This window comes from Microbispora sp. NBC_01389, from assembly GCF_045040095.1.
In the GTDB taxonomy this organism is placed as follows: Bacteria; Actinomycetota; Actinomycetes; order Streptosporangiales; family Streptosporangiaceae; genus Microbispora.
In genome coordinates this window covers 6,788,288-6,812,989 of record NZ_CP109552.1, presented here as the reverse complement: position 1 = coordinate 6,812,989, position 24,702 = coordinate 6,788,288, and the positions used below count along the sequence as shown (strand labels likewise).

Sequence of the window (24,702 nt, the reverse complement as noted above, 5' to 3'; positions counted from 1 at the left end):
ATAGGCGACCTCGCCGAGGAGTGAAAGGCGTGGATACGCAGCCGGGACCTGACTCTGGCGGACCGGCCCGCACCTGTCCTGGTTGCTTACCGTGCACCGGCCTGTTCGCGGAGTGTTCTCGTTTCTCCGGAATCATCCGCTGAAAGGGAATACGCTTTTCCGGGATGATCTCCGTGAATACGGTGCGCTGGACGGTGTGACGGAGGCTGTGCGGGTGGAGTCGGGGAAGCGGTTCGCACGGCGGCCGCGGCGGGTGCGGCCGGAAGCGGAACCCGCCGTGCCCAGCGCCACGCCGCCGCCCGAGGCACCGGAGACCGCGCCGCCGCCCCCGGCGCCGGAGGCCGGGCCACCTCGCCGCCGGGGAGACTGGCTGCGGCTGTACGGCTGGCTGGCCGCCATCATGGCCGCGGTTCTCGTCGGCGGCTGGATCCTCTTCGCCGCCGGGCCGCCGACCGAGGCCGAGTTACGCGAGCAGGCCCGGCTGACGGGGAAGAAGAAGCTTTTGATCGGGGTGAAGGACGACACCCCGGGCATCGCCCTGCGGGACAAGACCGGCGCTTTTTCCGGCTTCGACATCGACATCGCCTACATGATCGCCGGTGAGCTCGGCTTCCGGCCCGATCAGGTGGAGTTCCTGTCCATCGAGACCGAGGACCGGGCCCGCCGCCAGGCCACCGACGCCGACGGGAACTTCGTCACCGTCGACCTCGTGGTGGCAACGTTCAGCATCACCGCCAAACGGCTGCAGGATCCGTCGGTCGGCTTCTCCAGCCCTTATCTGTTCACCGAGCAGTCGGTGGTGACACGGGCCGATCACGCCCGGGTGACCTCCCTCGGCCAGCTCGCCGGCGAGAAGGTCTGCACGCTCGGCACCTCGACCTCGGAGGGCCCGCTGGCCGAGAGCGGTGCCAAGGTGACGGCGGAGAACAAGATCAGTGCCTGCTTCGAGGGGCTAGAGGCTCACCTGTACGACGCCGTCAGCACGGACGGCGCGATCATGGCGGGATTCGTCGCCCGGTCGGGCGGCAGGCTGAGACACCACGACATCGGGCTGGAGACGACCGAGATGTGGGCGGTGAACACGGGCACCAACACCGCCCTGCGCACCCTGGTCGAGCTGGCGTTGTACCGCTCCTACGCCGACCCCCAGAACAGGATGTGGGAGGACGCCTACGACCGGCACATCCGTCCGCTGCTGGCGGCCAATCCCGGGGTGAACGTGGCCCAGAGCACCCAGCCGTGCCTGAAGGCGCCGCAGGTGCGCCGGTGGCCGTGGGAGCGAGCCCTCTCCGCCGATGGCTGCTGAGGCCGGGGAGACGGGAAGGGTCCGCGCGCCGCAGCGCAACCAGGAGTGGGTGCTGACGCTCCTGCCCGCCTTCCCGCTGGTGCTGCTGGTGATGCGGCTCTGGTACGCCAGCCGGCAGGACACGCAGACCCTGTTGCTGCTCGTGCAGTACGTCAGCCCGCTCGGCCTGCTCACCACGGTGCTGCTGACGCTCGTGTGGGTGCTGCCCGCCGTGGTGCTGGCCGGCCGGGTGCTCGGGCCGCTCTACCGGCTCAGCACCCGTCGCTCCTTCTGGGTGGCGCGGGCCGCCGACCGGGTGCCCGACTGGGTGGTCGCGGTGGCCGTGGGCGTCGGACTGCTCGGCTGGCAGCTCCGTTTCCTGCCGACCCTGCTCATGCTCACGCTCGCCGTGGCCGGGCTGACCGTGCGGGAACGCCGCCCACTGGACCGGACGTGGATCCGGGCCGTCTGCCTGGTGGTGCCGGTGGTCTCCGGCGTGCTCGTCCTCCTGCTGCTCCGCCCGGCGATCATGCAGGCGCTGGCACAGCGCGACGTCGCCACACTGATCCTGCTCACCGCGCCGCCCGTGCTCGCCCCGCTGGTCACCGGGCCGGTCCCGGCGCCGGCCGCGCCGTTGGTGGTGCACGGCCTGACCTGGACGCTCGCCGTGCTCTTTCCGCTGGTGGCCGGAGTGGTGGTGCTGCGCTCGCCGATCCTGCCGCTCACGGCCATGGAGATCGCCACCAAACCGAACGGCAAAGCCGAACAGGTCACGATCGGTTACGTGATCGCCAGCGACGACCGGCTCGTCACCATCCTCGAACGCTCGGGCGCGGTCCGTTTCGTACGCAACGACCTGCTGGTTTCCCAGGTGCTCTGCCCGGAGCCGGGCGGGGTCCCGCACACCACCGTGGACCTCTACCAGTGGAACGTCGAGCGGAGCGCCCTTTCCTGGCTGGCTCCCGCGCCTGTGGCGATCCCGCCCGACTCCCGCTGCGAGGGCCGTCCGGCGTCGCCGTACGACCTCACCCCCGACGAGGCCGCGATCTCCGGGGACCCGGGCCGCGAATGACGCGGTCTCGGCGAAGACGGCCCCGGGGACTATTGCGAAGCGCGCGCGATGAGTGAGCTACTCGTCCGGGTCGGCGATTTCGGCTATCCGCACGCCGTCCAGCTCCAGGTCCGACCATCGGCAGGCATTCAAAGTGAGGATGTCCGCGCTCTCGCGTTGCGCCAGCATCACCGTGTGCGCGTCTTGCCACAATCGCTTGTCGCTCACCCGCGTGGCGGTTTGGCCGAGATCGAGCGCGTCGTCGAAGCCGCCAAGGGGTCCATAGGTTCCGTGCTTCAGGCGAGCGATCCTTCTCACCGCTGGCAGGAATCCCGTCTCGTCGCTGCCGCCCATCTCGGCGGCGACCGCGGCCACGACCAGCGCAGGCAACACCAGTTGTAGCCCGCGCTCGTCCAGCTCGAACAGCATGGTGATCAGAGGGAGATCTCCGCGTGCGACCTCCGACACCACGGTAGTGTCCAGGACGTACCCTCGCACGCTCACCCGGCGGTCCGCAGATCGGCTTGATTGCGCTGCGCCAGCACATGTTCTGTCATGCGCCGCGCTTTCCGGGCTGCGGACGGGTCAGATCGCACCGTCTCCACTGCGGCGCGCACCGTCGCGTCGGCTTCCCGGTCGGCGTCGGCCTGACGTGCTAGAGAGCACCACGATCCGTGGGGTTGCCCTCTCCTCCTGGTACCTACCGGAGTGGCGCTGCTCCTGGCCGTGGTGCTGTTCGTGTCACGCCGGCCGTAGCAGTAGTGCTGAGCGGATCGACCAGCTCGATGCCGATGGCCACCACGCCAAGCGCCTCCCGTTCGGGCGGATAGATCTGCCGGATGTTGGCGAGCTGTTCCTCCCGGGTGGCCATGGGGTTGACCGAGGCCACGGACTCGTGGTCGAACATCTCCTCGAAGCTGGTGTACCGTGCCACCCTCGTGACGCGGGTGATCAGCTCGTCGCCCTGGCAGCGGAACCGGATCAGCGATCCCTCCTTGATTTTCCTGCGACTGGAGTCGTTGACCCGGATCTCCGTGGTCTTCTTCCTCTGGGCGATCAGGTCGAAGTAGCGTTTGTAGATGCCCATCTCGTGGGCGCGGACGGGAAAGGAACTTGGGCGAGCGGTCATCAGGCGGCCCAGCTCCTTGACTGTGAACGAGCGGAAGAAGTGCTTGGGGTCGGTCAGCAGTTCGCCGACCAGCCACACCAGCGTGTCGACGTAGTCGTCGACGTCGGCGGGCCAGGCGGTGGTGTCGAGCATCCACGGCTCGACGTCGGCGGGCAGCACGCCTTTGCCCTGTTCGCGCAGTAGCGACTTGGACAGCTTCGCCCCTGTCGGTGCCAGGACTTGCGGAGTGAAGATTCGCATCGGCATCGCAGCCGGTGGGGTGCCGAGGGCACCGAGGGCGCCGTCGACGAGCTGGCAGCCGAACGCCCAGTCACCGCCCTTCATCATCACGTGCAGTGTGCCGGGATCGCGGCCGAAGGCGCGTTCCTTGACCAGGTTCCGGTAGAGCGTGGCCAGATCCAGGTAGGGCTGGTCGTCTTCGGGGTCGATGTGGACCTCGTAGTCGCCGTGGTCCAGGCACACCGCAGTGAACGTGGCACCATCCTCGTCGAGGCGGACGAGCTTGGTGCGGTCGGCGCGCTTTTCCGCCCACCCGCACGCCGGGCATGGAACTCGGATGTGCACGACACCGTGGGAGGGGGCCAGCCACCAGCGAATGTCCTCGATGCGTTCCAACGTGCGCAGGAATTCGGCCCGGAACTTGGGCGCCGCCTGCTGGCCGGTGTAGGTCTCGATGGCGTACTCGGTGCCGGTCGCCTCGGACAGCGAGTCGAAGAAGGCCCGGTAGTAGCCCTCGATCAGCTCGCCGACCTTGTCCTTGCCCAGCGCGTGGAAGTAGGTCTGCTGATAGGCGTGGTGGGTCTCCGGGTCGAGCACCACGTCGTGAGGGGCGTTGTCCAGCGCACCGAATCGCACCATGGTGTCGATGGAAAACTCCCGACGGGCGATTTTTGCCAGCAGGAACGCCGCCGTCTGCACCAAGTTGGTGCCCAGGTGAGGGGCGCCGTTGATCTGAGTGCCGACCACGAACTCGATCCGTTCCGGCCGAGCTGCAAGAACGCGAGGCCGCATGAGGTCGATCGAGCGCAGCAGCGCGTTGGCCAGCACGCTGTTCGGCGACAGCAGCAGCCCCGTCGTACCGGATTTCCCGTTGAGCGGCAACGCCATCACGCTCCTCGGCTCGGTTTGGGCAGGCGCAGGTTCGCGCAGATGAAGTCCAGCCGGGCCGTCGCGGAGTCGGCCGGTACGAAGACCGGCTGGTAGCCGGCATCGTAGTAGCCCTGCACGATCAGCTCGTGCACCCGGCGGAGCTCCCGGTCCTTGGCCCACACGATGTCGTCGGGATCCTCGAAAGTGTCCAGCGAATCGAGCACGAAAATCGCGTCGTATCGATACAGCCGCGTCGCCTCCTCCAGCGCCTGGGTGGGACGCAGCCCGAAGAACGCCTCCCACCCATAGCCGTCTGGGATGCCCCGGTTGTAGAAGCGGATGCCGCGCTTGTGGCCGGTGTACTCGGCGATGAACGCCTCCAGCACTTCCAGCGAATATTCGCGCCGGTCCTCCCTGCGCAGGTGCCGGCCCAGCCGTTCACGGTGTTTGCGGTAGATCTCCCGGCCGGGTTCGTCGACCATGCACGGGATACCGGCGGCGTGCACGGCAGCGAGCAGGTCGTCCTTACCAGACGAGGGGCCGCCCGTGATGACGTAGCGGCGCGGGTTGTCTCCGGCTGCGGCTTCCAGGGCTGCGGCCAGGGCGGTGGTGCTGTTGGCGGTCACTGGGGTGATCCGTTCTCGTGCTCGGTGATGGGGTCGGCGGGTTCCGGCACGGCAAGGAACCCGTTGATCCAGGCGTTGCCCAGCCCCGTCTCGTTGTGCAGGGCGTGAACGAACTGCTCACGGCTGGCGCCGCCGACAGCGGCCTCGGTCAGCCGGGACGTCTGGGCCTCGGTCAGCTCCGGGGTCCAGCCGGCCAGGGCGACCAGTTCGTCGGCGGAGATTTTCTCAAGGTCGAGGGCGAACGCGGCGGTGTAGCCGAATGCCTCGGCACGGGCGGCGGCCCACCGCCAGGCAGCGGTCACCATGGCGCGCATGACGTCAATGCGGTTGACATCCAAACTGATCAACCGCTCTACGGCCAGCAGCTCAGCCCGGGCGGCGTACAGCGCCGACCACAACCGGCACAGGTGCTCCTCATGCTCGGTGACCTCCCATGCGAATGGATCTGCCTGTACCGGCTGCCTGCTGCCGGCCGGTGCGAGCCGTGGCGCGATCATGGGAAGGCGTGTGAACCGGTCGGCGTCGGCCAGAAGCTCCCACGCAACCCGCTCGATGAGCTTCGGCTCGACCCGCTTGCGGAAATGATGCACTTCATGCCCGGCCAGCTCGGCAGCTCGCTCCCGGCGCACGGTCAGATTCTGTCCGGGCTCGGTCGGCGGCAGCCCGAACAAGGCTCGCGCCGCAGCCGCGTAACGCGCGTCGGGGAAGCGGGCAAGCAGGCCCCGCAGTGTGCCGTCCAGAGCCGTCGTCCGGCTCGCCACATCGACGGGGTCCACCGCCCTCGCGGCGATCCCACGCAACTCCAGCAGGGCCGGGTCCACGGCGGCCGGAGTGACAGGCAGCCCATGCCGCACCAGGCGGCCGACTGCGGCGACAACCTCGTCTTCTACTGGGCTTTTTCTGGGCATGAGGACAGTCAATCACGATGCCCAAAAAATGCCCAGGCCTCGGAGTAAGAACCTCTGCGGACTGTACGGAGGTGGCGAAGGCGCTGCCGCATGCCCTACGCGACGAGGAGTGGTTCTTCAACATCGGGCCACCGCGGAGGGGCGAAGCTCGACCAGCAGCCGACCTCTTCCAGCTGCTGCATCAGCCTGCAACGCGGCATCAGTTTCCTGACGGGGCCCTCCGGCTCGATACAGGTGAGCATGGGGTGATCAGCGACCTTCGGCCCAGAGCCGGTCGAGTAGGGGGCCGGTACCCTCGGTCGTTGCCAGAGCACGCTCGCGGTCGGCGCTGGTCACCCGTGGCGTCGTGGGCGCACGGCCTTCCGCGAGGACACCCAGGCGGCGGGCCCGGGCGCGCAGTTCCGCCCGAGCGTCGAGCGCCTCATCGGCGACGCCCCTCGCGAGGATCTCTCCGGCGGTCGCGTTGACGGATCGGCCGGTGCGGTGAGCTCGGCGCGTGATGCGCCGGTGCAGGTCGTCATCGATCTGAAGCAGCAGTTGTTTCACCGTTCGATGCAAGCATCAAAGGCCGCTCTATTGATGTCACTTGTGGTGGCCGGCGCGGCGGCGGGTTCTCATGCGGCGTTAATGGACGCCTCAGGGTGGTCCCAGGAGGGCCTCCGAGCGTGGGGCCATGAGCGTAACGATGGTGTCCGGGCCGGAGGCGGGGGCGTCCCGCCGGACCCGGCTGGTCGAGGTGGTCGTCCCCGTCCACAACGAGGAGCGCGTGCTGGCCGCGAGTGTGCGGCGGCTGCACGGCTACCTCGCCCGCGAGTTCCCGTACGGCTTCCGCGTGACGATCGCGGACAACGCCAGCACCGACGCCACGTGGCGGATCGCCGAGCGGCTGGCGGGCGAGCTGCCCGGAGTGCGGGCTGTGCACCTAAACCTGAAGGGCCGGGGCCGGGCCTTGAAGAGGGTGTGGGAGGCCAGCGACGCCGACGTCGTCGCGTACATGGACGTCGACCTGTCAACCGGCCTGGACGCGTTCCTGCCGCTCGTCGCGCCGCTGCTGAGCGGGCACAGCGACCTGGCGATCGGCACCCGCCTTTCTCCCTGGGCCAACGTGGTGCGCGGCCCGAAGCGCGAGATCGTCTCCCGGGCCTACAACCTGCTCCTGCGGTCGCTGATGGGGGTGCGCTTCTCCGACGCGCAGTGCGGCTTCAAGGCCGTCCGTACGGAGGTGGCGCAGGTGCTGCTGCCGGCCGTGCGCGACGAGGAGTGGTTCTTCGACACCGAGTTGCTGCTGCTCGCCGAGCAGCACGGCCTGCGCATCCACGAGGTGCCGGTCGACTGGGTGGACGACCCCGACAGCCGGGTGGACATCGTGCGGACGGCCGTCGGCGACCTGCGCGGCATGTGGCGGGTCGCCCGCACGAGCATGCGCCGTCCACCGCTCCGCCCGGCCACCACATCGGTCAGGAGGCAGATCCCGGCGTTCGCGCTGATCGGCGTGATCAGCACGGTCGCCCATCTCGCGTTGTTCTGGACGCTGCGCGCGGTCCTGCCGCCGGTGGCCGCCAACGCGGTCGCGCTGCTGGTGACGGCGGTGGCCAACACCGCCGCCAACCGGCGCTTCACCTTCGGCGTACGCGGCCGGGCGGGGGCCCTGCGCCACCACCTGGGCGGGCTGGTCGCCTTCGTCGCGGGGCTCGCGCTGACCAGCTCGGGCCTGGCCGCGCTGCCCGCCGGAGCGCCGCGGGCGGCCGAACTGGCCGCCGTGATCGTCGCAGGAGGCCTCGCCACCTTGCTGCGCTTCCTGCTCCTGCGATCCTGGGTCTTCGCGCCCGGCAAGGACTCCCGTTGACCGTGCTCACCACCATGACCCCGATCGGCCGGCGAGCCCCTGCCACTCCGTTCCTGCGCTGGGGCCGGTGGGCCGTCCTGGTCCTCGCGGCCGTCCTCTACACCTGGGCGCTCGGCCGCAACGGGTACGCCAACGACTACTACGCCGCCGCGATCTACTCCGGGACGCGAAGCTGGAAGGCGTTCTTCTACGGCGCGCTGGACGCCGGGTCGTTCATCACCGTCGACAAGCCGCCGTTCGCGCTGTGGGTCATGGGCCTGTCGGCCCGGATCTTCGGCTTCGGCACGTGGAGCATGCTGCTGCCGCAGGCCGCCGCCGGAGTCGGGTCGGTGGCCCTGGTCGGCTCGGCCGTACGGCGGTCGCTGCGCGGGCTCGACGAGCGCGCGGCCGGGGCGGCGGCCCTGCTGGCGGCGCTGGTGATGACTCTGACGCCGATCACCGTCGCCATCAACCGGGACAACAACCCCGACACCATCCTGGTGCTCCTGCTGGTGGCGGCCGGGTGGTTCTGCCTGGAGGCGATCCGCACCGGCCGCCTGCGCACGCTGCTTGTCGTCGCCGTGCTGGTGGGCCTCGCCTTCACCACCAAGATGCTGCAGGCCTACTTGGTGCTGCCCGCGTTCGCGCTCACCTACCTGTACGCCGCGCCGGGGCGGCTCGTACGGCGGATCGGGCGCCTGCTCGCCGCCGGAGCGGTGCTCGTCGTCTCCAGCGGGTGGTGGATGGTCCTGGTCGACCTGACCCCGGCCTCCTCCCGGCCGTACGCCGGGGGCAGCACCGACAACAGCGTGTGGGACCTGGTGATCGGCTACAACGGCCTCGGCCGCGTCTTCGGCGGCGCGGGCAACGGCGGCCCGGGACGGCTCCCCGCGGCGACGTCCGGCGACCTGCCCGAGGGCCTCACCCGGGCCTTCGGCGGCGGCCCAGGAGGTGGCCCGGGAGGTGGCCCGGGGGGCGGGTTCGGTGGCACGGCGGGGGCCGGGCGGCTGTTCAACGACGTCATGGCCGGGCAGATCTCCTGGCTGCTCCCGTTCGCCGTGATCGCGCTCGTCTGCGGCCTGCTCCTGGCCGCCCGGCACGCGTACGGGCCCGCGACGCGGCCCGTCCGCGCCGCGCTGCTGCTGTGGGGCGACTGGCTGGTGGTCCACTACGCCGTGTTCAGCTTCTCCAGCGGGACCTTCCACCCCTACTACACGACCGCGATGGCCCCCGCGATCGCCGCGCTGACCGGCGTCGGGGGCGTGCTGATGTGGCGGGCGGCGCGTACGTCCCGGGCCTGGGGCCTGGTCCTGGCGGCGGCGGTCGCCGCGACGGGCGCCTGGTCGTTCACCGTGCTGCGCCGTACGCCGGAGTTCGTGCCCTGGCTCGCCTGGACGATCGCGGGCGCGACGGCGGTGGCCGTCCTCGCCCTGATGGCTACGGCCTTCGCCTCCGCTGAGCGGGGCGCGGACCGCGACGCCTCGGCCGGTCGGGGCGCGGATCGTGACTCCCCGGCCGGGCGTGGACGCCGTACGGCGGCACGGGTCACGGCCGGCGCATGGGTTATGGCACTCGCATTGGCTGCGGCGGTCGTGGCCGGGCTCGCCGGACCGGCGGCGTACGCCGTGACGCCGCTCGGCGCGGCGGTGAACGGCACCAACCCCACCGCCGGCCCCTCCGTGCTCTCCGGCCGAGGTGGCTTCGGCGGCTTCGGCGGTCCCGGCGAAATGGGCGGAATGGGCGGGATGGCTCCGCCCGGCGGCATGCGACCGGCGGCGGGCGCGGACGCTCAAGGGACCCCGGCGTCCGGTGGGGACGCGCAGGGCGGCCGGGGCATGGGCGGGCCCGGCGGCCAGGTGGAGGCGGGGATGGCCGCCTACCTGAAGCGCAACAAGGGTGGCGCCACCTGGCTGGTCGCCGTGGGGAGCGCGCAGAGCGCATCCTCGCTCATCCTGTCGACCGGCGAGCCGGTCATCGCGATGGGCGGCTTCACCGGCTCCGACCCGGCGATGACCGTGGACCTGCTGCGGAAGTACGCCGCGGACGGCAGCCTGCGCTATGTCCTGCTCGGCGAGGGACGCGGGCCCGGCGGCGGGGCCGACTCGTCCCTCACGGCCTGGGTGAAGGCCAACGCGACTCTGGTCCCGGCATCCGAATACGGCGGAACCGGGACAAGCACCCTTTACCGCCTCAGCTGAGCGGGCGCAAGCGGCCGATATCCAGGGCCGATATCGGGGCCGGAGGCGTTCGGCCGCCACCATGGCGGGTACGGGAAGGGCCTCCCGATGACGAAAGGACGATCATCTATGGACACGGAGGCCTTCATCGCCCTCCTGAACGAGGACCTGGAGAGCGAGTACCGCTCGATCGTGCAGTACGTCCAGCACGCGGCGACGATCAAGGGCGCGCAGTACCTGTCGATCATCGAGGAGCTCAAGCAGCACCTCGGCCAGGAGCTCAACCACGCGAGCACGCTGGCCGAGCAGATCGACTTCCTCGGCGGCGTGCCGAGCGTCCGCGTTCCCGAGATCCCGGTCGCGACCGACAGCGCGCAGGCGTTGCGGCTCGACCTCGAACTGGAACAGGAGCAGCTGCGCCGCTACCGCGAGCGGGTGGAGCAGGCCCAGCAGCTGGGCCTGAGCGACGTCGCCGAGGCGCTGCGCCCGCTGCTGCAGCAGACGCAGGACCACGTCATGGACCTGCAGACCGTGCTGGGCGAATGATGGCGCGCTGAATCACAGCACGCCGAGGGGCGGACGGGTGGCCCTTTGCCGGAGCGGACGGGCGGCCCGGCGAGGGGCCGCCGAAATCCGTCGGCGCGCTCAGCGCGGCGGGTGGGCGGTGTAGTCGTCTAGGGCGCGGACGATCAGCGCCCTCGCGTCGTCCCGGAAGGCCGCCACCTCGCAGAACTCCTCGAATGCCCGGGCGTAGAACTCCACCTCGCCGGCATCGCGCAGCAGTAGGTCCCGGGTGCCGGTGGCGACCCCCACCAGGGCGTTGTCGTAGATCCAGAACGAGTTGGTCAGCGCGGACGGCAGCGGCGCCTCGAACGGCAGCAGGCCGAACTCGACGTTCGGCAGCGTCGTCACCGCGATCAGCCGGTCGAGCTGGCCGCGCATCACCTCGGGTGGCGCCAGCCGGTAACGCAGCACCGCCTCGGGCATGACGAACCGGAACCGCCGCGCCGGGTCGTACAGGATTTCCTGGCGCCGCATCCGGATCCGGATCGCATCGTTCACGTCGGCGGCCGACCTGTACAGCCGCCCGAGCTTCCCGAAGACGTGCCGGGCGTACTCCGTGGTCTGCAGCAGCCCGATCACCACCCCGGGCTCGAAGGCCCGGAACAGCAGGGTCCGCGTCTCCAGGTCGCGAATGTCCTCCTGCAGGGCGGCCAGGCCGTTCCGCTGCCGCTGCCGCCAGGACTCCTGCCGCTCCTGGAGCCCGGCCGCCTGCCTGACCAGGGCGTCCATCGTCTGCGGGTCGGCCTCCACGGCCTTCCCCCAGGCGGCGACGTCGTCCTCGGAGGCGGTCTGGCGCGCGTTCTCGATGCGCGACACCTTCGACGGCTGCCAGTGGAGCCGCTCGGCGAGGTCCTTCCCGGACAGGCGGGCGTTCTCCCGCAGCCGGCGCAGCCGGACCCCCAGATCCATGCGGGCTTGATGGAAACCGGTCACTTCCACCTCCGCATGCGGGCGGTCCTGCGATTGCGCAATCCTAGTGCCGTGACCGCCGAGGTCTGCCCGGGGCGAAGATCGGCGGGAGGGGCACGAGGCAGTTCACGTCGGAACCGGTACGCGGACCGCGCGCAGGCGTTCCCCGAGCGCCTTGGCCTGCGCGTCGAGGAGCGGGCTCGCCGCCACGCCCCTGCCCAGCAGGCCGTGGATCACGAAGTTGAGCGCGTGCAGGTTCGGCAGCGCGAACCGCTCCACCGGCAGCCGGCCGACCTCCGGCAGCAGTTCCCTGAGCCGCTCCACGGTCAGGAACGCCGCGAGCCACGGGTAGTGGGCGGGGTCGCGCACCCAGACGCCGAGATTGGCGTCGCCGCCCTTGTCGCCCGACCGCGCGCCTGCGATCCTGCCCAGCGGCCGGACCGGCCCGCTCGTGAGATCACCCGCGTACGGCGGGGCCGCCTGGTGATCCGCGACGTCTCCGGCCGCGCCGTACAGGTCCGAGGAGAGCAGCGGGGCCTGTGGTTCGGGTGGTTCGGGCGGCGTGTACGGCACCTCCATGCGGAGCCCGCCGACGGTCACGACCGGGATCACGGTACGGGCGTCGACCGAGGACGGCCAGTAGACGCCGTAGGGAGAGGCGTCGGCGGGCGGCGTCAGCCCGAAGAAGCCGGGGTAGCTCGCCAGGCCGGTCTCCACCACCGCCGAGGAGAACGCCCGTCCCGCCGTGCGGGCGTCGGAGTCCATGACCGTGATCCGCAGCAACGCGGTCCCCCCTGTTTCCGGAGCGCCCGCGTCCTCCGTGTCCTCAGCTGCGCCCGGCTCGTACGTGTGCGGGCCGAGGGGGGTCAGCTCCACGTGGACCTGGTCGAACGAGTCGCGGGGCACGCGGGCCCAGATCGCCTCCTGCGCGACCCGGGCCTTCGCGGCGATGTCCAGGCCGGTCAGCACGAGGGTCATCGTGTTGCGGAAGCCGCCGAGGCAGGTGACCGCCACCTTCAGCGTCTCCGGCGGAGCCTCGCCGCGTACGCCCATGATCCTGACCCGGTCGGGACCCTCCTGCTCCAGGCGGACGGTGTCGAACCGGGCCGTCACATCGGGGCCGAGGTAACGGGGCGAGGCGATCTCGTAGAGCAGTTGCGCGGTCACGGTGCCGGTCGAGACCAGCCCGCCGGTGCCCGGGTGCTTGGTGATGACGCTCGACCCGTCCGTGTGCAGTTCGGCGATCGGGAAACCGCAGTCGGGCAGGCCCGGCACCTCCTCGAAGAAGGAGTAGTTGCCGCCGGTCGCCTGGCAGCCGCACTCGATGACGTGCCCCGCGACGACCGAACCGGCCAGCGCGTCGAGGTCGCCGGGACGCCAGCCGAACCACCACATGCCGGGCCCGGTGACCAGCGCCGCGTCGGTGACCCGCCCGGTGACGACGACGTCCGCGCCGTGCTCCAGCGCCACCGCGATCGGCCGTCCCCCGAGGTAGGCGTTGGCGGTGAGCGGGGTCTCCCGCAGGATCTCGCCGGTGCCGGCGTTGACCGGCGGCTCGGCGAGCGGCATGAGGTCGTCGCCGGTGACGTGGGCGACGTTCACGCGCAGCCCCAGCCGGTCGGCCAGGGCGGAGACCGCCTCCGCGCAGCCGGCCGGGTCCAGGCCGCCCGCGTTGGAGACCACTTTGACGCCCTGGTCCAGACAGGTGCCGAGGACCTGCTCCATCTGCGTGAGGAAGGTGCGGGCGTAGCCGGGGCGGCCCTTCAGCCGGTTGCCCGCGAGGATCGACATGGTGAGCTCGGCGAGCCAGTCGCCGGTCAGGACGTCGATCGGCCCGCCCTCGACCATCTCCCGCGCCGCCGAGAGCCGGTCGCCGTAGAAGCCGCCGCAGTTCGCGACCCGCAGCGGCCTCGGTCGCCCGGCCTCGGCCGTCATCGCCCGGCTTCCGCGCCCGTGGTCTCGCCGGGGACCCAGGCGGCGGGGCGTTTCTCGGCGAAGGCCCGGATGCCCTCCTGTCCCTCTTCGGAGGTGAACCGCTCGGCCGACAGCGCGGCCATCTCCCGCAGGCCCTCCTCGACCGGCATCAGCGGCACCTCGCGGACGAGCCGCTTGGTGATCGCCAGCGCCTCGGGGCCGCCGCGCAGCAGCATGCCCGCGTAGTGCGCCACGGTCGCGTCGAGGTCCTCTTCGGGGACGGCCCGGGTGAGCAGCCCGATCTCCACCGCGCGTGCGGCGGAGAAGACCTCGCCGGTCAGGAAGTACTCGGCCGCGGCCCGGGGCTCCAGGCGGCGCAGGCAGGTGGCCGCGATCATCGCGGGGACCACCCCGAGCCGCACCTCGGTGAAGGCGAAGGACGCGCTCTGCGGGGCGATCGCGAAGTCGCACGCCGCCACCAGGCCGAGGCCGCCCGCTCTGGCCGTGCCGTTGAGGCGGCACACGACCGGCTTCGGGCTCTCCCAGATCCGCAGCATGACCGCGGGGAACGACACGGTGACCGGCGCGGTGACCGGCGCCGCTCCGGCCCGTTGCTCCTTCAGGTCCGCTCCGGCGCAGAACACCGGCCCGGCGCCGGTCAGCACGATCACCCGTACGGCGGGCTCGTCCAGCGCCCACGAAAGAGCCTCGTCGAGTCGCGCGAGCAGCCGGGACGACAGGGCGTTGCGGTTGTGCGGCGAGTCGAGCGTGATCGTGGCCACGCCGCCCGCCCGCTCCCACCGCACGAGATCCCCCGACGACGCCCCTGCATCCTGCGGGGCATGTGGTCGTCGCGACGACTCGCCGGCCGCGTTCATCCCGGCTCCACCTCCCCGCTCGGAGCCGGCTCGACGCCGGCCGAACTGCGGGCCTCGGTGCGGGCCTCGGTGAGGGCTCCCTCGTGGGCCGCGATGTCGGGCCCGCCATCGGTCACACGCGTGGTCTCCCCTGCGGGCGCGGTCTCGGGCGCGGGTGTGGGCTTGGTCTCGGCTGCGGGCTCGGGCTCGCGCTCGGGTTCGATGTCGGCGAGGGGTGCGCCCGCCTCGACCCGCGCGCCCGGCGCCACGTGCAGGGCGGCCACGGTGCCCGAGGCGGGGGCCACGATCAGATGCTCCATCTTCATCGCCTCCAGCACGACCACCGGCTGCCCGGCCTCGACGACGTCGCCGGGCTTCACCTCGACACGCAGGACCGTACCCGGCATCGGGGCGGGCAGTGCTCCCGGCGACACCCGCGTGGCGGGCTCGGGCAGCCGCTCCACCGGGACGAGCCGGACCGGCCCGAGAGGCGAGTCGACATGCACCACGCCCGGATAGGCCGCCACCTCGAACGCGTGCCGCAGGCCTTCCGTCTCCAGCACCACCCGGCCGGGCTCGGCCGACACCAGGGCGACGTCCTCGAAGCCCTCTGCCCGCAGCCCGTCCCTGGTCAGGCGGTAGGCGATCTCCAGGCGGCCGTCCTCGGCGTCGTACGCGGTGCGCCGGGGCTGCGAGGGCACGTTGCGCCAGCCGCTCGGCAGCCCGCCGAGGACCCCGTCGCGCCGCGCCGCCGCCCGGTTCGCCGCCGCCCCGGCGAGCGCCGCCGCGAGGGCCGACAGCCGTACGGCCCCGGGCCCGGCGAGCGTCGCCGGAACGGGACGCCGGTCGAGGAAGCCGGTGTCGAGCGCCCCGGACAGGAAGTCCGGGTGCCGCAGCACGCCCACGAGGATGTCGCGGTTGGTCGTCAGCCCGTGGATGCGGGCCCGTGCGAGCGCGTGCGCCAGCCGCCGGGCCGCCTCCGCCCGGTCTCCGCCGTACGAGACGACCTTGGCGAGCATCGGGTCGTAGTGGACGCCCACCTCGCCGCCGGAGACCACCCCGGAGTCGAGCCGCAGCCGGGCGCCGAGACCGAACTCGCCGTCCACGCCGGGGATCTCGAAGCGGTGCAGCACGCCGCTCTGGGGGCGCCCCTCGGCGTCCTCCGCGTACAGGCGGGCCTCGATCGCGTGGCCCACCGGGCTCGGCGGCAGCGCGGCGAGTCGCGCGCCCTCGGCCACCTCGATCTGCAGCCGGACCAGGTCGACCCCGTAGACGCACTCGGTCACCGGGTGCTCCACCTGCAGACGGGTGTTCATCTCCAGGAAGAAGAAGCCCTCGTCCGACACGAGGAACTCGACGGTGCCCGCGCCGGTGTAGCCGATCGCGCGGGCGGCCCGGATCGCGGCGTCGCTCAGCTCACGGCGCAGCTCGGGGGTGACGGCGGGGGAGGGGGCCTCCTCGATCACCTTCTGGTGGCGGCGCTGGATGGAGCACTCCCGCTCGCCGAGCGCCCAGACCGTGCCGTGCCCGTCGGCGAGGATCTGCACCTCGATGTGACGGGCGCCCTCCTGCAGCGGCTCCGCGAACAACGTGCCGTCGCCGAAGGCCGACAGGGCCTCGCGGCGGGCCGACGCGACCGCCTCGGCGAGCCCGGCCGGGTCGCGCACCACCCGCATGCCCCGCCCGCCGCCGCCCGCCGACGCCTTGACCAGCACGGGAAACGTCAGCGGGGGCGGGGTGTCCGGGGACAGCGGGATGGTCGGCAGGACCGGCACCCCGGCCTCGGCCATCAGCGCCTTGGCCTCGATCTTCGTGCCCATCGCGGCGACGGCCTCGGGCGAGGGGCCGATCCAGGTCAGCCCGGCGTCCAGCACGGCGCGGGCGAACCCGGCGTGCTCCGACAGGAACCCGTACCCGGGATGCACCGCGTCGGCCCCCGACCGCCGGGCCGCCTCGACCAGGCGGTCCGGGTCGAGGTACGCCAGCGGGGCGCCCAGCCGTACGGCCTGGTCGGCCTCGGCCACGTGTGGCGCGTCCGCGTCGGCGTCGGAGAAGACGGCGACGGTCTCCACGCCCAGCTCACGGCAGGTGCGGAACACCCTGCGGGCGATCTCCCCGCGGTTCGCGACCAGCAGCCGCCCGATCATGAACTACCCCCACAGGTGTGGATGCGGATGAGCATGCCCGGTCACATCCGGAAGACGCCGTAGCCGGCCCGCCCGGGGTCCGGCGCCCCCGCGACCGCCGACAGGCACAACCCGAGCACCGTGCGGGTGTCGCGCGGGTCGATGACCCCGTCGTCGTAGAGGCGGCCGGACAGGAAGAACGCCGCCGACTCCGCCTCGATCTGCGTCTCGACCGCCGCCCGCATCGCCGCGTCGGCCTCCTCGTCGTAGACCTGCCCGCGCGCCTCGGCCGCGGCCCGGCCCACGATCGACATCACCCCGGCGAGCTGGGCCGGGCCCATGACGGCCGACTTGGCGCTCGGCCAGCTGAACAGGAACCGGGGGTCGTAGGCCCGCCCGCACATGCCGTAGTTGCCCGCGCCGTAGGAGGCGCCCATCACGATCGTGATGTGGGGCACGGTCGAGTTGGCCACCGCGTTGATCATCAGTGAGCCGTGCTTGACGATGCCGCTCTGCTCGTACTCCCTGCCGACCATGTAGCCCGTCGTGTTCTGCAGGAACACGAGCGGCGTGCGCGTCTGGTTCGCGAGCTGGACGAACTGCGCGGCCTTCTGCGACTCGGCCCCGAACAGCACCCCCCGGGCGTTGGCGAGGACCCCGACCGGGTGGCCGTGGACGCTCGCCCAGCCGGTGACCAGGCTCGGCCCGTAGAGCGGCTTGAACTCGTCGAAGTCGCTGCCGTCCACCACCCGGGCCAGGACCTCGCGGGGATCGAAGGGGACCTTCAGGTCCTCCGGCACGATGCCCAGCAGTTCGTCCTCGTCGAAGAGGGGGGCCGGGTTGTCGCGGTCAGTGTGCCCGGGTGCGCGCCGGCCGAGCCGACGCACGATCCGCCGGCCGATCCGGAGCGCGTCGTGCTCATCGGCCGCGAGGTGGTCGGCGAGGCCCGAGGCGCGGGCGTGCATCTCCGCCCCGCCCAGCGACTCGTCGTCGGACTCCTCGCCGGTCGCCATCTTCACCAGCGGCGGGCCGCCGAGGAACACCTTGGCCCGCTCCCGCACCATCACGACGTGGTCGCTCAGGCCGGGGACGTACGCCCCGCCGGCGGTCGCGTTGCCGAAGACGAGCGCGATCGTCGGAATCCCGGCGGCCGACAGCCGGGTCAGGTCCCGGAACACCTGCCCGCCGGGGATGAAGATCTCCTTCTGCGTCGGCAGGTCCGCGCCGCCCGACTCCACCAGGTTCACGTACGGCATGCGGTTGCGCAGCGCGATCTCGGCGGCCCGCAGCGTCTTGCGCAGCGTCCAGGGGTTGGACGCGCCGCCGCGCACGGTCGGGTCGCTGGCCGTGATCACGCACTGGACGCCCTCCACGACCCCGACTCCGGTCACCACGCTCGCGCCGACGGGGAACTCGGTGCCCCAGGCGGCCAGCGGGGACAGTTCGAGGAACGGCGCGTCGGGGTCGACCAGCAACTCGATCCGCTCCCGGGGGAGCAGTCCGCCGCGTTCGCGGTGCCGCTCGACGTACTTCGGCCCGCCGCCCGCGACGGCCTTCGCGTGCTCGGCCTCCAGTTCGGCGAGCTTCGCCAGCATGGCCTCGCGCCGCGCGCCGTACTCGGCGCCAGCGGCGTCCAGCCGGCTCACGAGCACGGTCATGGCGCCACCGAACCGACTTGTGTCACGGTGAGATCCTCCGGGTTGGTCCGCGATCACGTCAACGAGCCGAGTCTGCCACCGGGCGGTGACATTCCTGCCGCACGCCCCTGGCCCGGCCAGTGGTTCGGCCGGGGTTCAGCCGTGGTGCGGCCGTGGTCAGCCGCAGTGGGACCACGCGCTGCTCCAGGAGGCGCCCCCGTATCCGCCACCCCAGATGACACATTTGCCCTTGGCGGGCAGCCGGAGCGGCCCCGCGTACACGGTGTAGGCGCCGGCGTCGGCGGCCGACGCGCCGCCCTTCACCTTCAGCACCGCGCTCATTCTGATCTTAGCGGGCATCGTGTGGCGAGAGAGCGTGATCACGCAGTTGCGGCCGGTGGAGGCGTTGTAGAGCAGGTATGTCGTCGCCTGCCCGCCGTAGGAGTGCGAGTCGACGACGGCGAAGCCGGTCCCGCACACGCCCTTCGCCGTGTACGGGTTGGGCGTGGGCGCCGCGGTCCTCGTGGGCGTCGCCTTCGCCGTCGGGCTGGGCGTGGGCGTCGCGGTGGCCTTCGTCGGCGCCGGACTGGCCTTCGCCGTCGGACGGACTGTCGGAGGGACTGTCGGAGGGACTGTCGGAGGGACCTCGGTGGGCCCGGTCGCCGGCCCGGTCGCGGTGGGCGACGGCCGTGCCCGGCCACCGTGCGAGGGCGAGGGCGCGGGCGAGGCGGCGGGCTTCGCGGTCACACCGGGCGGCCGGGTCGCGGGACCCGGCGAGTGACTCCTGCTCCGGTGCCCCGAGGGAGCGACCGGCTCGGACGTCGACGGGATCGGCGGCTCGGCGGGCACGGACGCCGCCGGGCCGGGGGCCTCCGTCGCGGCGGTCTCGCCGCCGGCCGCGCGCACCGAGACCCAGGACGGCACCACGAAGGCCGCGGCCGCCAGAACGGGCACCCCGATCCCGGCCGCCGTCCAGGTCAGCACCGTACGGCGGGGCCTCCTCGCCGCGCCCGGCACGGTGGCGTGCCCGGCGGGAGGCGGTGTGGGCCCGGGGAGGCGCGGCGCGGCGGCACCGGCGTGCCCGGCGGGAGCCACCGCCCGCGCCGGGGGAGCGGAGGAGGCGGGCGTCTGCCCGGGGAGGGGCGGCGCGGAGGCGCCGGCCTGCCCGCCGTGCCCCGTGCCGGCCGGAGGGAAGGGCGCGGCTGCGGGATGGGACCGGCCGAGGGCCAAGGGTGAGGGCGCGGAGGCGGAGTGGGACTGGCCGGTGAGGCGGGCGACGATCTCCTGGGCCGGGGGCCGCGGCGCGGGGTCCTTCGACAGGCAGGCGGCGACGATGTCCCGCAGGGGCGCCGCGAGGTCGCCGAGGTCGGGTTCGTCGCGCAGGATGCGGGTGATGACCGAGGGGATCGAGTCCGCGCCGAAGGCGGGCCTGCCGGTGGCGGCGAACACCATCGTGACGCCCCAGGCGAACATGTCGGCCGCGGCGCCGGCCGTGCCGCCCGACAGCACCTCGGGGGCCAGGTAGGCGGGAGTGCCGATGGACACGCCGGTCGCGGTGGCCTGCGGGGAGTCGAACGCCCTGGCCACCCCGAAGTCGATCACGACCGGCCCCTCGGGGCCCATCAGCACGTTGGCCGGTTTGAAGTCGCGGTGGGTGATGCCCGCGCGGTGGATGGCGGCCAGCGCCGTCGCCGTGCTGATTGCGAGCCGTTCGAGCGCCGCTCCCCGGCGCGGTCCCTCGCGGTCCACGAGTTGCCGCAGCGACGGCCCCGGCACGAACTCGCTGACGATGTACGGCTGGTTGCCGGCGAGGTCGGCGTGCAGCACGGGGGCGGTGCAGAACGGCGCGACCCGCTGCGCCAGCGCCACCTCGCGCAGGAAGCGCTCCCGCGCCTCGGGATCCGCCGTCAGCCGCGTGTGCAGAAGCTTCACCGCGACCCGCTCGCCCTGCGGGCCGCGGCCGAGGAAGACGACCCCCTGGCCACCCTCCCCGAGCCGGTCGAGGAGTGTGAACGGGCCCAGGTGGGCCGGGTCACCAGCCTCCAACGCCACCATCGCCCCCGATTACCCCAATAGCCCCAACAATGGTGCCAAACGCTACCGGATCGGAGGCGGCGGTCAGATGGCCTTGCCGGGGTTGAGGATGTTCAGCGGGTCGAAGACCTGCTTGATGCCCTGGTGCAGTTCGGCGGCCACGGGTCCGGTCTCCAGGCCGAGCCAGCGCTTCTTCAGCAGCCCGACGCCGTGCTCGCCGGTCAGCGTCCCGCCGAGGGCGAGCGCGGCGCGGAACACCTCGTCGGCCGCGGCCCAGACCTCGGGCGGCGGCTCGGCCAGGCCGCGGTCGAACACGAACACCGGGTGCACGTTGCCGTCCCCCGCGTGGGCGACCGTCGAGATCAGGACGCCGTGCCGGGCGGCGGTCTCCTCGATCGTGGCGATCATCTCGGGGAGCGCCGAGCGGGGCACGCACACGTCCTCCACCAGGCACTGGCCCAGGCGCTCCTTGGCCGGGTAGGCCAGGCGCCGGACGCCGACGAGCTCGGCCGCCTCCTCCGGCGTGGACGACACCGCGACGAACGACGCGGCGGCGCACAGCTCCGCCATCCGGGCGGCGGACTCCTCGGCAGGGCCCTCGGCCTGGGCGATGAGCATGGCCCTGGTGGAGGGCTCCAGCCCGATGTTCTTCCAGTCGTCGATGGCCCGCAGGGTCGTACGGTCGAGGAGCTCCAGCATCGACGGCTGGCAGCCCGCGGCGATGATCGCCGCGACGGCCTCGGCGGCCGCGCGCAGCGAGGTGAACTCGGCCGCCACGGTGGACAGCTCGCGCGGCGCCCGCCGCAGCCGCAGCGTCGCGGCGGTGATCACGCCGAGCGTGCCCTCCGACCCGACGAACAGGCCGGTCAGGTCGTAACCGGTGACCCCCTTCATGGTGCGGCGGCCGGTCGTGAGCACCCGCCCGTCGGCCAGCACCACCTCCAGCCCGAGCGCCGAGTCGCGGGTCACGCCGTACTTGACGCACCGCAGGCCGCCCGCGTTGGTCGCCAGATTGCCGCCGATCGTCGAGATCTCGTACGACGAGGGGTCGGGGGCGTACATCAGGCCGTGCTCGCGGGCCGCCCGGTCGAGGTCGGCGGTGATGACCCCGGGCTCCACGACCGCGATCTCGTCCTGCGGCGACAGCTCCCGGATCGCGGTCATCCGCGCGAGGGAGAGGACCACGCAGTCGTCCACGGCCGTCGCACCGCCGGCCAGGCCGGTGCCGGCGCCGCGCGGGACCACCGGCACCCGGTGCGCGCTCGCCCAGCGCAGCGTGGCGGCGACGTCGTCGCGCGACTCGGCGAGCACCACCCCGAGCGGCTTGCCGGGCGGCGCGAACGTGCGGTCCCGCGCGTACGCGTCCATGACGTCGGGGTCGGTGAGGACCCGCCCCTCCGGCAGCGCCGCGGCCAGCGAGGAGGTCAGTCCAGAAGTCGGTGCGGTCACGTCTGGACTGTACGACACAAGCCTGTATCGGCTCTCAACCGGAATTACTAACGGATATTGGTACAGATCACATTTTGACAACCATGCTTGGCGGCTCTTTACGATCCCTTTACCCCCTCGTCTAAGGTCCCGCATGCGCGCTCATCCCGGCGCGCTGTGCATGGTGTCCGGGGAACCCGGACGGGAAGGGATCTCGTTGTCCAAGAGAATCCGGCGTCTCGCCGCGATCGTGCCCGCGCTCGGGCTGGCGGCAGGAGGTCTGGCCGCGGCCGGTGCGGCGGCGGCGCCTACGGCGGGCTACCAGCCGTCGGCCTCCGACCACTACATCAACTACGCGCCACCGCGTGTGCAGGGCGACTTCACCACCACCGAGGAGAAGGTCCCGCCGAAGGGGGCCAAGCGCACCGCCGCCCTCGCCGCGGCGATCGACCACAAGTTCGCGGCCGGCAACCCCGTCGCCGCGCGCGTGCTGGCGCAGCACGAGAAGCAGGCGATCAGGACCGGCAAGAACCCCTTCGACTTCATCTACAAGAAGGCGAAGACGACCCGCACCGCCAAGCTGCTCACGCTGCTGGTCGAGTTCAACGACCAGGCCAACGACGACTTCTCCGGCTGGTCGCACCCGAAGACGACCGACGACGTCAACGACTGCGTGACCGAGCCGCCCGGCACCAAGCTGAACGGCCCGCTGCACAACCGCATCCCCAACCCGGCGACGGCCGGCGGCGGGGGCAAGGACAACAACTCCATGTGGGTGGCGGACTTCAACACCGCCCACTACAACAACATGCTCTACACCTCCAAGGGGATCACGACCCGGGTCCGGCCGGACCTGAAGGACCCCCGGGACGGCAAGAAGGGCATCGACATCTCCGGCTCCACCATGAAGAACATGTACGAGGAGCTGTCGAAGGGCGCCTACACCGTCACCGGCCAGGCCGTCGGCTGGATCAAGGTCCCGCACTCCGAGGCGTGGTACGGCGCCGGCAAGTGCGGCACCTACCCGCAGGACATGACCGGCCACCCGGACAACCCGCGCGGCGCCGCCCAGCTCGCGGTCGACGCGGTCGACACCCTGGTGAAGTCGAACCCGAACTTCCCCTGGGCCGACTACGACGTCGAGGACGTCTCCGACGCCGACGGCGACGGCAACTACGACGAGCCCGACGGCGTCATCGACCACCTCGTGCTGATCCACGCGGGCGAGGACAAGTCCGGCGGCGGCGGCAACGAGGGCACGTTCGCCCTCTGGGCCCACTCCAGCGACGTGGCGGGCGGCTACACGATCCCCGGCACGAACAAGAAGATCTCCAACTACATCCTCCAGCCCGAGGACTCCGGCGTGGGCGTGTTCGCCCACGAGTACGGCCACGACCTCGGCCTGCCGGACCTGTACGACACCACCGGCGCGGGCGACTCCGACGTCGACTTCTGGGACCTGATGTCGAGCGGCTCGCACTCCGGGCCGATCTTCCAGTCCCTGCCGACGCACATGAGCCTCTGGGACAAGTGGGTGCTCGGCTGGGCCAACCCGAAGATCATCGAGCCGGGCGCGGCCAAGCAGCTCGCGGTGGTCGGGCAGTCCTCCCGGACGCCGAAGGGCACCGAGGACGGCGTACGGATCAACCTGCCGGAGAAGCTGAACATCATGTCCACCCCGCACAGCGGGTCGAACATGTGGTGGTCCAACAGCGACCAGAACTGGGCCGACCAGAAGCTGGTCAGGACCGTCGCCGTGCCGGCCGGCTCGGACGTGAAGTTCCGCTGGTGGAGCGACTGGGGCATCGAGGCCGACTGGGACTTCGGCTTCTTCGAGGTGTCCGCCGACGGCGGCGCCACCTGGGCCGAGCAGAAGATCTTCGACGAGGACGGCACGCTCGTCACCACCGGTGACGACTACACCGACCCCAACGGCCGCCTGAAGGACTACGGCAACAAGAAGTACGGCCTGACCGGCGAGAGCGACGGCTGGCACCACCTGTACGCCGACCTGGCGCCGTTCGCCGGGAAGACCGTGCAGATCCGCTTCCGGTACAACACGGACGCGGCCGCCGTGGAGCGCGGCTGGTTCAACGACGACTTCTCCGTCACCAACGGCGCCACCGCGGTCTGGACCGACGACGTCGAGGGCGGCGCCAACGGCTGGACGACCGTCAAGGGCACGTTCACCGACAGCACCGGCGCCGGCTGGGTCATCCACTCCGGCCGGGTCCAGGCGGCGCAGTACTACCTCGCCGAGTGGCGCAACTTCGACGGGTTCGACGAGGGCCTGAGGTACGCCTACGACACGACCTGGGTGCGCGACGGCGCGTGGAAGGTCGAGAAGATCGCGTACAACGCCCCCGGTCTACTCGTCTGGTACCGCGACACCTCGCAGGGCGACAACAACGTCTCCGACACGACGTTCGACCTGCCGTCGGTGGGCCCGAAGGGTCAGCTGCTCCTCGTGGACTCACACTTCGAGCCGCTGCGCCGTACGGGCGAGGCGGCGGCGCACGACCCGAGCACGCTGAAGAACCTCCCGTCGCGCCCGCAGTCGTCGAACGCCGCGTTCAACTTCGCCGGAACGTACCCCTTCAAGGAGTGCATCGAGGGCGAGCCGTTCAAGGAGTACTGCACCTCGTTCGGCAAGCAGTCCGCGGTGACCGAGTTCACCGACGCCAAGGGCTGGTACCCCGGCCTGGAGCTTCGCAACGGCAGCCTGTACTACCGCCACCGCGACGCCTCCGTCGTCATCCCGTCGAAGGGCAACCAGCCGTACTCGACCAGGATCGTCAACCCCGACGGCACGCCGGTGAAGGACCTCTACGGCACCGACATCGGCGGCGCGATCCTCGGCAGCGGCAACCCCGGTGACGAGGGCAAGCAGCTCGGCGTCCAGATCAAGCTGGTCAGCCCGCTGCCGCTCAACCTGGGTGCGATCATCCAGATCACTCCCGCCAAGAAGTAACGGCCCCCGGGTGGCGTGACGCCACCCGGCAGGCCGCGGCAGGTCACAGTGCATGGGCACAGTGCCCGGCCGCCGTCCGCTCCCGGACGGCGCGCCGGGCAAGTCCATGCCGGGGCATGCCGGGGCATGCCGGGGCATGCCGGGCCTGCCGATGCCTGCCGATCCGCGCCGA

The 24,702-nt window shown here is 71.8% G+C and carries 18 protein-coding genes; 6 read left to right on the top strand and 12 right to left on the bottom strand.

The genetic code is table 11. From position 1 onward, the window contains the following. Positions 1-196 precede the first annotated feature (196 nt). Entirely contained in the window at positions 197-1,306 is a 1,110-nt protein-coding gene (locus tag OG344_RS30065; RefSeq protein WP_405085971.1) for a transporter substrate-binding domain-containing protein, read from the top strand. Further along, a complete protein-coding gene (locus OG344_RS30060; protein ID WP_405085970.1) occupies positions 1,296-2,357 on the top strand; it encodes a hypothetical protein in 1,062 nt (353 codons plus the stop codon). The genes OG344_RS30065 and OG344_RS30060 overlap by 11 nt, the downstream gene beginning before the upstream one ends. Before the next feature lie 57 nt (positions 2,358-2,414). Here OG344_RS30060 and OG344_RS30055 read toward each other — a convergent pair whose 3' ends face one another. From OG344_RS30055 to OG344_RS30035, 5 genes are all read right to left on the bottom strand, one after another. Further along, complete coding sequence (locus OG344_RS30055; RefSeq protein ID WP_405085969.1) at positions 2,415-2,765, bottom strand: hypothetical protein; 351 nt, start codon at positions 2,763-2,765, stop codon at positions 2,415-2,417. Between the two features lie 271 nt (positions 2,766-3,036). Beyond that, positions 3,037-4,572 (bottom strand): ASCH domain-containing protein, encoded by a 1,536-nt coding sequence (locus OG344_RS30050; RefSeq protein WP_405085968.1) that lies wholly within the window; start codon positions 4,570-4,572, stop codon positions 3,037-3,039. Then, complete coding sequence (locus tag OG344_RS30045) at positions 4,572-5,180, bottom strand: AAA family ATPase (protein ID WP_405085967.1); 609 nt, start codon at positions 5,178-5,180, stop codon at positions 4,572-4,574. Before OG344_RS30045 ends, OG344_RS30050 begins: the two co-directional genes overlap by 1 nt. Continuing rightward, positions 5,177-6,088, bottom strand: coding sequence for a hypothetical protein (locus OG344_RS30040; protein ID WP_405085966.1), 912 nt, complete (start codon positions 6,086-6,088; stop codon positions 5,177-5,179). Before OG344_RS30040 ends, OG344_RS30045 begins: the two co-directional genes overlap by 4 nt. A gap of 249 nt (positions 6,089-6,337) precedes the next feature. Next, positions 6,338-6,634 carry a FitA-like ribbon-helix-helix domain-containing protein gene (locus tag OG344_RS30035; protein ID WP_405085965.1) on the bottom strand — a complete coding sequence of 99 codons (297 nt, stop codon included), beginning with the start codon at positions 6,632-6,634 and terminating at the stop codon, positions 6,338-6,340. Positions 6,635-6,761: 127 nt separating this feature from the next. Here OG344_RS30035 and OG344_RS30030 point away from each other — a divergent pair, with 127 nt between their 5' ends. The 3 genes from OG344_RS30030 to OG344_RS30020 all read left to right on the top strand — a co-directional run bounded on the left by OG344_RS30030 (position 6,762) and on the right by OG344_RS30020 (position 10,636). Then, positions 6,762-7,934, top strand: a complete 1,173-nt coding sequence (locus tag OG344_RS30030; protein ID WP_405085964.1) for a glycosyltransferase — start codon at positions 6,762-6,764, stop codon at positions 7,932-7,934. A 2-nt stretch (positions 7,935-7,936) separates the two neighbouring features. Further along, the gene (locus OG344_RS30025) at positions 7,937-10,111 is read left to right on the top strand and encodes an ArnT family glycosyltransferase (protein ID WP_405089200.1); all 2,175 of its coding nucleotides are present in this window, start codon (positions 7,937-7,939) and stop codon (positions 10,109-10,111) included. Between the two features lie 108 nt (positions 10,112-10,219). Further along, entirely contained in the window at positions 10,220-10,636 is a 417-nt protein-coding gene (locus tag OG344_RS30020) for a bacterioferritin (protein ID WP_117409557.1), read from the top strand. A gap of 99 nt (positions 10,637-10,735) precedes the next feature. Here the strand turns inward: OG344_RS30020 and OG344_RS30015 are convergent, their stop codons facing one another. The 7 genes from OG344_RS30015 to OG344_RS29985 all read right to left on the bottom strand — a co-directional run bounded on the left by OG344_RS30015 (position 10,736) and on the right by OG344_RS29985 (position 21,580). Then, positions 10,736-11,563, bottom strand: a complete 828-nt coding sequence (locus tag OG344_RS30015) for a helix-turn-helix domain-containing protein (protein ID WP_405085963.1) — start codon at positions 11,561-11,563, stop codon at positions 10,736-10,738. Positions 11,564-11,689: 126 nt separating this feature from the next. Next, positions 11,690-13,498, bottom strand: a complete 1,809-nt coding sequence (locus OG344_RS30010) for an acyclic terpene utilization AtuA family protein (protein ID WP_405085962.1) — start codon at positions 13,496-13,498, stop codon at positions 11,690-11,692. Then, the gene (locus OG344_RS30005) at positions 13,495-14,355 is read right to left on the bottom strand and encodes an enoyl-CoA hydratase-related protein (protein ID WP_405085961.1); all 861 of its coding nucleotides are present in this window, start codon (positions 14,353-14,355) and stop codon (positions 13,495-13,497) included. Before OG344_RS30005 ends, OG344_RS30010 begins: the two co-directional genes overlap by 4 nt. Next, positions 14,352-16,481, bottom strand: coding sequence for a biotin carboxylase N-terminal domain-containing protein (locus tag OG344_RS30000; RefSeq protein ID WP_405085960.1), 2,130 nt, complete (start codon positions 16,479-16,481; stop codon positions 14,352-14,354). The genes OG344_RS30005 and OG344_RS30000 overlap by 4 nt, the downstream gene beginning before the upstream one ends. Positions 16,482-16,522: 41 nt before the next feature. Beyond that, positions 16,523-18,118, bottom strand: coding sequence for an acyl-CoA carboxylase subunit beta (locus OG344_RS29995; RefSeq protein ID WP_405085959.1), 1,596 nt, complete (start codon positions 18,116-18,118; stop codon positions 16,523-16,525). Positions 18,119-18,274: 156 nt separating this feature from the next. Then, on the bottom strand, positions 18,275-20,152 hold the full coding sequence (locus OG344_RS29990; protein ID WP_405085958.1) for a protein kinase domain-containing protein: 1,878 nt from the start codon (positions 20,150-20,152) through the stop codon (positions 18,275-18,277). A 63-nt stretch (positions 20,153-20,215) separates the two neighbouring features. Continuing rightward, positions 20,216-21,580: an FAD-binding oxidoreductase gene (locus OG344_RS29985; RefSeq protein WP_405085957.1), complete on the bottom strand. Its 1,365-nt coding sequence runs from the start codon at positions 21,578-21,580 to the stop codon at positions 20,216-20,218. A gap of 196 nt (positions 21,581-21,776) precedes the next feature. On the opposite strand from OG344_RS29985, the gene OG344_RS29980 reads away from it, so the two are divergent. Continuing rightward, entirely contained in the window at positions 21,777-24,530 is a 2,754-nt protein-coding gene (locus OG344_RS29980) for an immune inhibitor A domain-containing protein (protein ID WP_405085956.1), read from the top strand. Positions 24,531-24,702: the final 172 nt, after the last annotated feature.